General features: G+C 36.5%; 6 protein-coding genes. 4 read left to right on the top strand and 2 right to left on the bottom strand.

Going from position 1 to position 8516, the window contains the following annotated elements; translation table 11 throughout:
- Window positions 1–987 (bottom strand): bifunctional phosphoribosylaminoimidazolecarboxamide formyltransferase/IMP cyclohydrolase (purH, locus tag QAI40_RS15865; RefSeq protein WP_304511816.1); only part of this gene is annotated, 987 nt, incomplete at its 3' end.
- Between the two features lie 361 nt (window positions 988–1348).
- Between purH and QAI40_RS15860 the strand changes: the two genes are divergently transcribed.
- The 4 genes from QAI40_RS15860 (at window position 1349) to QAI40_RS15845 (ending at window position 4856) form a co-directional block, all read left to right on the top strand.
- Window positions 1349–1669, top strand: a complete 321-nt coding sequence (locus QAI40_RS15860; protein WP_304511815.1) for a hypothetical protein — start codon at window positions 1349–1351, stop codon at window positions 1667–1669.
- Between the two features lie 129 nt (window positions 1670–1798).
- Complete coding sequence (locus tag QAI40_RS15855) at window positions 1799–3295, top strand: hypothetical protein (protein WP_304511814.1); 1497 nt, start codon at window positions 1799–1801, stop codon at window positions 3293–3295.
- 121 nt (window positions 3296–3416) lie between these two features.
- The gene (locus tag QAI40_RS15850) at window positions 3417–4004 is read left to right on the top strand and encodes a lytic transglycosylase domain-containing protein (protein ID WP_304511813.1); all 588 of its coding nucleotides are present in this window, start codon (window positions 3417–3419) and stop codon (window positions 4002–4004) included.
- A 60-nt stretch (window positions 4005–4064) separates the two neighbouring features.
- On the top strand, window positions 4065–4856 hold the full coding sequence (locus QAI40_RS15845; RefSeq protein WP_304511812.1) for an SAM hydrolase/SAM-dependent halogenase family protein: 792 nt from the start codon (window positions 4065–4067) through the stop codon (window positions 4854–4856).
- A 157-nt stretch (window positions 4857–5013) separates the two neighbouring features.
- Here QAI40_RS15845 and QAI40_RS15840 read toward each other — a convergent pair.
- Window positions 5014–8516 (bottom strand): acyl-CoA dehydratase activase-related protein (locus QAI40_RS15840; RefSeq protein ID WP_304511811.1); only part of this gene is annotated, 3503 nt, incomplete at its 5' end.

Genomic DNA, 8516 nt, shown 5'->3' with positions numbered 1-8516 from the left:
GAAAAATATTTTTCTCATTTTCTCAGCTGTTTCTTTATCTAAAGGTTTGTTAAATCCAACTATTCCTCCAAAAGCTGATTTTGGGTCACAGGATAGGGCTTTTTCAAATGCCTCTTTTTGTGAATTTGATATTGCAGCTCCACATGGGTTTTGGTGTTTTACAATTATTGAAAAATTCTCATTTTTATCAAAATTATTTATGACTTCATACACCATGGAAAGATCAAGTATATTGTTAAAGGAAAGTTTTTTGCCCTGTAACTGTTTAAAGTTAAATAGAGGGGAATTTTTATCTCTTATGTATAGAGAAGCTTTCTGATGAGGATTCTCGCCATATCTTAAATCAAGGTATCTCCTGCCTGATATATTTATAAAATCCGGTTCTTTTTGGCTATCTTTCATAAGGTAGTCTGCGATCAGGGAATCGTAAAAAGATGTGTATGAAAAAGCTTTTTGAGCCAATTCTTTTCTTTTTTCAATATTTATGTCTCCGTTTATTACAAGGTTTTCAACAACAGGGAGATAATCTTTTTTGTCAACAATAACTATAGTATTCTTGAAATTTTTTGCAGCTGCTCTAACCATTGAAGGTCCGCCAATATCTATATTTTCTATCATAAAGTCAAGCCCTTTTTCTTTTTTATCAAGAGCATCTTCAAAAGGGTAGAAATTAACTATTACAAGGTCAATTTTAAAAGCTTTTATCTTTTCTAATTGCTCAATATGTTCTTTGTTCTTTTTTGCAAGAATAGGTCCAAAGATCAAAGGGTGAAGTGTTTTAACCCTTCCATCAAGGATTTCTGGAAATTTTGTTATATCAGCTACTTCAATAACCTTTATATTATTTTCTTCTAAATATTTAGCAGTTCCTCCTGTTGATATTATCTTCCATCCATTATCCTGTAATTTTTTAGCAATTATTTCTATATTATATTTATGATATACGCTGATTAGAGCCCTCTTTAGAAGCTTTTCTTTTATTTGCATGTTTACTCCTTTTCTTGTACATGGTATTTAAGTAAAGTCAATTAACATTATTTCACTTAAATATGCTTTTTTCAAGTATGATGGTAAAATTAGCAGAGTCAACTTTACGCATTTCAATGTTTCAAAAGTGTGGACGCGACTCTATAATTTTAGGATTTATGTGAATTATTCAATCTGGTTGTATATAACATCCGCAGTTTGTGTGTGTATAATGACAAAATATAACTTAATTTCACCTTTGTTATCCAAAGAAACTTTTATTTTGCAAGAAAAATAGACGTGTGTTGTTATACTAAATAGATGATAATATCTGTTATTTATATGAGATCAAACCAGTCATTAAAAAAATAAGGAGGATTAAGTGAAAGTGAAAATTTGGTCAATTTTTTTGGGTTTATTGTTTATTTTATTTTTTTCCAGCTCTGCATTTACTCAGGAGAGGAAAAATCAGGTTACAATTATTGCAGGATTAAATTATATTTTTGAGTATGGCTCTGAGGCTGATTATATGGCTATGGGAAATGATTTCCCTGTTACTTCATCGCACAATACACCAACATTTGGTATCTCATATACAAGATTTTTCTCAAAAAAGATTGGGTTTGAAGTTGATTTTAGATATCTACTTAGTTCAAAGGTAACACTTATTGATCCATCTGATAATGATGAGATAGAGATTTAACTGTGTGTTCAACAAAAATGACAGGAGGTGCTTAATGTTAAAAAATATATTATTTATTGTGATTTTTATAATTACTGTTATTTTGAATGCAGCAACTAAATCAATCAAACCAAGGAGATAAGGAAAAAGATGAATTATAAAAAAGTTTTATTAGTCTTAATAACTTTATTTTCAGGAATGATTATATTCAATTTGAAGTTTAACGAAACAGTCTCAGGGTCTATTAAAACGATTAAACAAGAATCATTACATGATTTTTTATATTCTCCTTTTGGGTTTCATCCGGCCATACCTTATGAAGATGCAAACTACATTGGCATCAAATGGACACGTGGCGGGAGTGCTCCTTATGTATTTTGGTCATTGGTAGATCCCGACATGACAGGAAATCCTGGCAAATTTCAATGGAAAGGGGAAGCAATAGATTCGGATGGCAGCAAGAAAAGTTTTAACTATGACAATCTTATACTGGCAAATGAGGCAGGATTATGTCAACTCCACAATATTGGTATACAGCCTCATCATCAAGGTAATTATGTAAAACCAGGATCATGGCTTCCGTTAGATAAAGAGGCTTACAGGACTTTTGTGAGGGAAACCGTAAAGAGATATTCTTTTGTCCATTATTGGCAGATTGGAAATGAGCCTGTAGCAAATATTCGGAAATCTGATTATGGAAGATTTCTTTTAATATCATATGAAGCTGTAAAGGAAGGTAATCCTGCGGCAAAGGTGCTCATAGGCGGGGTTGGTGGTATGAGTATGCCACATACAAGCACTGAATATATATCTAATTTTAATGATCGTATTCTTCCACTCTTATATGATGTGGCAGAGCAAAATAAAAGAGTATTTGATATTTTTGATTATCATTGGTATGGTAATGCAACAGGTGATTATAAGATAAGCAAGGATATTTATAATTATATTTCACATAAGATCAGTGAATTGGGAATTCCAACTCCTGAAGGCTACTGGATAACAGAGATGGGAACATACAGCGGCGATCCTGTTTCAATATATGCCGGCGAGGATTTTCCTTATCAAAGTGAAAAACAACAGGCAATAGATTTGGTAAAAAGAAATGTATATCCGCTTTCCTTTGGAGTCAAGAAAATTTTTATGGCTTTTGGTCTTATGGAAGGATTTAAGCATGATAACGGTTACTTTGACCACACAGGCTTGATCTATGATGGGCACGACTCAAACGACCTTGGACAGGGTGTCAGGAAGCTTGGTTACTATACTTACAAATTGATGGTGGAAAAATTAGAAGGCTCTGACTGGGGTAATATTGAGATAATTCAAGAATCATACAATGTTTATGCTTACAAATTTATTAAAAAAGATTCTGACGAGCCCGTATGGGTTGTATGGTGGGACTATTTTGACGATATGGGAAGCAGTAAAACAATTTCGTTGGATATTGACAATATCAATTCAGTTAAAATAACTGAAGCAGTCCCGGATGCAGAATCCGGAAAGGATTTAGATGAAAATGATTATCCGAATTTCTTCAATACAGAGACAAAAGCAGCGAACAATGGCGAAATTACGATAATTCTTGGGAAAAGTCCTGTTTTCATCAAAGAAATAGAGAGTAAACAGATAAGACCCAGGAGGTAGTTTTTTAATAAAAAAGGAGTTAAAAGAGAATAACTCTGCATGAATTATTTCCCTTGACATATATAGTGTTTTCTGATACAATACACACTATAAGATTAAGAAAGGAAGTATGGAGGGGAGAATGAGGAATAGAAAGTTTCTTTTAATAGCTATGCCAATTATATTTGTTTGTGTTGTTCTGTTTTCTGCATTATATGATGTTTCAATAAATAATTACAATAATTTAAAAAAAATTAGTTCTCTTCAAACCAAATTGGATAAAGCTGATAAAGAGCTGGAAATATCAAGAAAGGTATTGAACAGGGTTGATATATTAAGATATCAGGATGAGGTTATCAGAAAGAAATATCCTGTTTTTGCAAAAATTGTTGAAACTGTATATACAAAAAGTAAGGAATACAATTTTGATCCGAATTTAATTATGGGGTTAATCCAAATTGAGAGTAATTTTAAGCCTGACGCAATTTCATCTCGTGGAGCATATGGATTGATGCAGGTAAACTATAGTGTGTGGAAAAATGAGCTCAAGATAGACCCAAAGCGAATTTTTGAAATAGATTACAATATAGAATTGGGTTTAAAAATACTTAAACAGTATTATAAAATTGCATGTGGTGATATATTGAGAACTTTGCATTTATATAATAATGGATTTTTATATAATAATGAAAAATATAAGTATAAAGTAATAAACACTGTATTTCTTTAATTTCTCAATAAATTGACAATTCTAATCCTGGGAGAAAAATCTGGAATTAAGAAGTAAAATATGAAAACAATTGCCTTAATTACAGATTTTGGGAATAAAGATTACTTTGTTGGTGTACTAAAGGGAGTAATTAAAAAGATCAATCCTGAAGTAGAAATATTAGATATTTCTAATGATATACCATCTTACAATATTTTATCAGCATCCTTTGTTATTGAAAAAAGTTTCAAGTATTTCCCGGCTGAGACAATCTTTTTAGTTATCGTAGACCCTGGTGTTGGAAGTGAAAGGAAGATTCTTCTTGTTACGTATAATAATTATTATTTTATTGCTCCTGATAATGGTGTATTAACACCAATTTTAGAAAAAAAGGATAAGATTGTAAGAATTATTGATAATAAAAGATATTTTTTAATTAATGGTTATTCAACTTTTGAGGCAAGGGATAAAATGGCACCTGTTGCTGCGTATATTTCAGCAGGAGTTGATATTGAAGAAATAACAACAAAAACCTCAGAGTATGTATTGAATTCAGACTATTTTCCAAAGAAATCAATAGATTCAATTAAGGGTAGAATTATTTATATAGATAAATTTGGGAACATTATAACAAATATCACAAAAGATCTTCTTTTTGATGCTCAAAAAGAATCAGGATTTTCAAAATTTATGTTAGAAATAGACAAAAGGGAGATTAAAACATTTAAAAGGTCCTATTCTGATGGCTTTGAAGAACCATTTATGCTGATAGGCAGTCATGGTAATCTTGAGATTGCAATGAATAAAAACTCTGCAGCCAATAGTATTAATGCAAATTTAAATCAAAAATTTGTCATTAAATTTTATTTATAATTTTTACTCATCACTCTTCACTATTTTTGCTGATTGCTGAAAGCTGAACGCTTCTTCCACTTGCACATGCACTTCCACTAAATATAATGAAAGAGCTGATGAACAAGAATCAATACTTCAAAAGATCGTCCCTCTTATTCCTTATTCTCTTATTGTATTACTTATTATTCGCATCAAGCATTCTTTTGTGCAATCGCTCTGCTCGCAGGCAGAAGGCTTCGAGTTTTGCAGTTATCAATTGGGGGAAGGGGGAGCCGTCGCTTTCGATAGCAAGAAAAGGCAGGTCTTCGACCTCTGTCAGGACTGAACGAAGCCATTTATTTTTCGGGTCCGTTTTCAGCTTTCCTTCCTTTGTCATTGTTTCGTTTAAAATTGCTTCAGAAAGTCGATTTGGCATGCAACCAAAAGGTCCGATGGCGATCACACCACAGGAATGGGTAGCTATATCCGACAGGGAGCTTCCAACTGTAAGTATGGCTTCACCGGTCAGGTTCGGGGATATGTATGGTTTACCATTATTAATTATTGATGTGGCGTTGATCGGCTGAGAGTCAACTAATCCGGATCTGGATAATAAAGACTTTATACGTTTTTCATCCCTTGCCATGAACTTTTTTCTTACAAAGAACCACAGCTTCTCCGTTATTGACATTTGATAGTCGGAAAGCCCATTTTCTAAAAGGTAATCGGAATAATGAATCCATTCAACAATTGGTGAGCAAATTGTGGCAAACCCTTTTTCTGCAAGTCGTTCGGTTATAAATTGGCGAGATAGAGAGTCTCTTCTAACAAATATTTCACCGGTCAGGAGGATCGTGGGAATCTCCTTTGGTGAACGCTTCATGGGGATTTTGCCGAGGATATCGGCTGCCCTGGCAAGTTGTTTTTTTAGAGGTGGAAAAGTTCCTTTTTCGAGTTCATGGGCTATTAAACACAACTCATCGTCAAATATCCTTATTGCCGTATCTGTGTCACTTGAATTTGTCAGGATCATTGAACGGATGTCTTCCATTACGTCCGATATAGTGAGTGCCCACCATGCTTTTCTTTCGTAACCATTGTCCATTCCCATATATGAGTTTTCCGATGACAGAGAGAGGAGTGCAACATCCGGAATCTCAAGTCTTTTTATCAGATCTTCCATAAAGACCGCATACTGGCCAAACCGGCAGGGGCCAGAACCTGTAGCCATGAAATAAACCAAAACTTCATCGTCTTTTTTTCCATTGTTGATATAGTTAATCAGGATTCCTGTTGTAAGTATCAGCGGGAGGCACTCCTTGCATGAAGTGTTCCCCCTGCCGATTTTTAATATTGTTTCATCTGCAGGCATATGTCCCTTTGCATTGATACCGATTCCGTGAAATACTGGTTCCATTAATTGTGTGGCAATTTTGCCCATGGAAGGAAGGAGCAATGTTACACGAGGATCTGTAAGGGGTCTGGAATCGCCGGAGGATGTGATTACTTTTGCAGTACCATTATCAAGCACCATCCGTGCCGGGCTGAATATTTTCTTTTTTGCATGGATCTGTTTGCCGGCTTCAAGCTGTCTGTATGCAGTGATAATATCAAGAAACGCTTCGATTCTGGTTTCCAGACCGGCGTCAGCCGTGTGGCTGTCCAGCTCGAGGGTCAGCGATGGTTTTTGACCCATAAGACTCCTGAAATATCCGACTATGAATGAATCAGGCCCGCAGGAAAAGTTTGTTATATAAGTTCCAAACAGTTGAGGATGCCTTTTAACGGTTCTGGCCGCCTTTAATATAAGCTGGCCCATTCCCCAGTACATATGACGCTTTGTTTTCTCATCATCAAATGTAAGAAAATCAAACGGCATTACCAGAATGCCCCTTGATGCAAGCTTGCCTGGAATACCCATATGTGCTTCTTTAACAAATCCATTATAAGACCTGGCAAATATCACCACCGCTGTCCTGTCCGGATCTTTTTCCAGCTCTTCAATGGCTTTGTTCCCGATCTTTTTCATTTCGGCCATGCATTCTGTCTGTTTCTTTATGGCCTTTTGAAAAGCCTTTTTGGCCTCTTTTCTACTAACACCCATCTTTATACCGGTTTCGACTAAAGGCTTCTCTGCCGTTTCCAGCCCTTCTGTCAAATCAAGCAGCGGGGTCAATACTTTTGTGCCCCTGGCTTTCAGTTCATCAAGTTTTTCTCTGAATGTAGCCCTGAGAAAAAAGGTTTCACCCTGCACAAAAGGACAAACCTGTGAGCTTGTGCAACCGTTTTGGGCTGGAACAGCTTTAAAGTGCGGCAAAAATATGAACTCCGGAGGATTTTCTATATAAATAAGGGAATGGAAAAAACCGTGAGTAAGTTCTGCAGAATAGCAAAAAGCCGCCTCTTTCTGATCCATTCCTTCTTTAGAAGGGAACTCAGGCACAACCGGCTCAAACCCCAGTTCAGTGAAAAATGTGGAGTAAAGGGGGTAAAAAGTGTTAACAAGGAAACTCCTGTTTATCCCGACCTTTCCCCTGTAAATTTTGTCTGTTTTTTCCGGTAGTTTTGCGCCATATTTCTCAAATATGAGTTGCTGCCTTATACGGACAAGATCAAGCTTTTCAATGTTGTAGCTTACATTATGTAGCAGATTGTAATACCGGTTGCAGGCACCGCCAAAAGGATATTTCTTTTCTTCAAGTTCGATCATCGCTATTTCACAGCGCCGGTCACATTTTTCCTTTCCGCCTTTGCATATAAACGATTTTCCGTATTTCACGTCACGGTTAAGCAGAGCATTTAGGTCAACGATCTTCTTTTCCATTAATCCTGTTTCAATTCTTTTTTTGACCTCAAGGGCAACACCAAAAGCGCCCATAAGCCCCGGTTCAGGAGGAACAACTATCGGCTTGCCCACAAGCGCGGCCATAGCAAAGGGAACCGCCCTGTTATAGCAGACACCTCCCTGCATAAACACCTTCTCACCCACCGGCTTATTTCCCTTGACCCTGTTTGAATAGTTCATGCAGATGGAATACACCAGACCCGCAAGAATATCCTCGTGCTTCACACCTTCGTGAATTGCATTCTTTATATCGGAAGCGATAAATGCAGCGCACTGATCATTAAAATTAGGCGGATTCTTGCCTTTAAAAGCAATGTCGGCAATATCCTCCATTTTCACTCCCAGGGTCTCGTGTGCGGACTCTTCCAGAAAAGAGCCTGTGCCGGCAGAACAAGCTTCGTTCATCGCATAATCGGATGGTACGGAATTTGTAATATATGTATATTTTGCATCCTGTCCGCCTATCTCAAATATTGTGTCCACCCTGGAATCGAAATATACTGCCGCAGTCGCGTGGGCAATTATCTCGTTGATAACCCCTTTTGTAAGCGCGTGAAGACCGGCTATCTGGCGGCCCGAGCCGGTGACGCCCAGCCCTGTTATACTTATCTCATCAGGATTTACCTTTTCACTTATCTGGCCAAGAATAGAATCATAACACTTACGGGAAGCTCCAACAGGGTCGCCGTCAGTACGCAGGTAAATAGACGCAAGGATTGCATCGTCTTTGATACGCAAAAGAATTGCTTTTGTTGTTGTTGAACCGACGTCAAGCCCTAATATGCATTCATCCCCCTGCCGGACATCCTCCATTGCGACAGTTTTGAATTCAACCATTTCTTTAAAATCGATAA

Origin of the sequence: Desulfobacula sp., assembly GCF_030611305.1 — a bacterium.
Classification (GTDB): domain Bacteria; phylum Desulfobacterota; class Desulfobacteria; order Desulfobacterales; family Desulfobacteraceae; genus Desulfobacula.
The sequence above is the reverse complement of the archived record's forward strand: the minus strand, read 5'-3'. Positions and strand labels throughout refer to the sequence as shown.

Coding starts and splice junctions, on each gene's coding strand:
- QAI40_RS15850 (WP_304511813.1), top strand. CDS start 3,417: ATGAGGAATAGAAAGTTTCTTTTAATAGCTATGCCAATTATATTTGTT.
- QAI40_RS15855 (WP_304511814.1), top strand. CDS start 1,799: ATGAATTATAAAAAAGTTTTATTAGTCTTAATAACTTTATTTTCAGGA.
- QAI40_RS15845 (WP_304511812.1), top strand. CDS start 4,065: ATGAAAACAATTGCCTTAATTACAGATTTTGGGAATAAAGATTACTTT.